The 1,325-nt window shown below is 36.3% G+C and carries 1 protein-coding gene; it reads right to left on the bottom strand.

Features of this window, described 5'->3' with window-relative positions; all coding sequences use genetic code 11:
* Positions 1 to 50 precede the first annotated feature (50 nt).
* Entirely contained in the window at positions 51 to 1,223 is a 1,173-nt protein-coding gene (locus tag ABDJ34_RS09985) for an IS256-like element IS256 family transposase (protein ID WP_000195429.1), read from the bottom strand.
* Between the last annotated feature and the right edge of the window lie 102 nt (positions 1,224 to 1,325).

Raw genomic sequence — 1,325 nt, 5'->3', positions numbered from 1 at the left:
AGTCAAGTCCAGACTCCTGTGTAAAATGCTATACAATGTTTTTACCATTTCTACTTATCAAAATTGATGTATTTTCTTGAAGAATAAATCCATTCATCATGTAGGTCCATAAGAACGGCTCCAATTAAGCGATTGGCTGATGTTTGATTGGGGAAGATGCGAATAATCTTTTCTCTTCTGCGTACTTCTTGATTCAGTCGTTCAATTAGATTGGTACTCTTTAGTCGATTGTGGGAATTTCCTTGTACGGTATATTGAAAGGCGTCTTCGAATCCATCATCCAATGATGCGCAAGCTTTTGAATATTTTGGTTGATCGATATAATCATGAATCAATCGATTTTTAGCCTCACGCGCTAAGTTAATATCTGTGAACTTAAAAATTCCTTTAACAGCTTCTCTGAAAGATTTTGAATTTTTTTTAGGAATGGTGGTAAAGATATTTCTTAGGAAGTGAACTTGGCATCTTTGCCAACTTACGTTGGTGAAGGATTTTCTAATGGCAGAGACTAATCCTTTGTGCGCATCAGAAATAACGAGTTCCGTACCTTGTAAACCGCGTTCTTTTAGGTATTCAAAAAATGTTGTCCAGGTCTCTTCGCTTTCGCCACTTTGAATCATGAAGCCGATAATTTCACGGTCGCCATCTTTGGTTATTCCAATCGCTATATGACAGCTTTTTGAGAGTACTCGATTTTCTTCTCGTACTTTTATATAGAGTACATCGGTCATTAAGTAAGGATAATTTTTTTCTGATAATAAACGATTCTGCCACTCGTTAACCATAGGTTCTAGCTGTTCTGTTAAGCTAGAAACGAAGGACTTAGAGACGGATTTACCACAAAGTTCTTCCACAATTTTTGATACTTTACGAGTTGAAACGCCTGATACATACATTTCCAACATTGAAGCCATGAGGGCTTTTTCGTTTCGTTGATAACGTTCAAACACTGTGGGTGAAAAATGGCCATCACGTGTTCTGGGTACTTTTAATTCTAGCGTGCCTACACGTGTCGTAAAGCTGCGCTCATAATAGCCATTTCGTTGACTTTGTCGGTTTTCTGTTCGTTCATATTCTTTTGCTTGAATATATTCTGTTCGTTGATTTTCCATTAGTTGATTAAATACCGTTGTTAAAATATTTTTAGAAACGTCATCCTTTACAGAATATTCAATAATGCTTTGAATCTCTTCGCTTTTCAGTGTAAAATGTACTTGGGTCATGTAAAAGTCCTCCTGGGTATGTTTTTGTCGTTAAAAACATTGTACCGTAAAAGGACTGTTATATGGCCTTTTTACTTTTACACAATTATACGGACTTTATCC

Origin of the sequence: Finegoldia dalianensis (assembly GCF_046255015.1) — a bacterium.
In the GTDB taxonomy this organism is placed as follows: domain Bacteria; phylum Bacillota; class Clostridia; order Tissierellales; family Peptoniphilaceae; genus Finegoldia; species Finegoldia magna.
The sequence above is the reverse complement of the archived record's forward strand: the minus strand, read 5'-3'. Positions and strand labels throughout refer to the sequence as shown.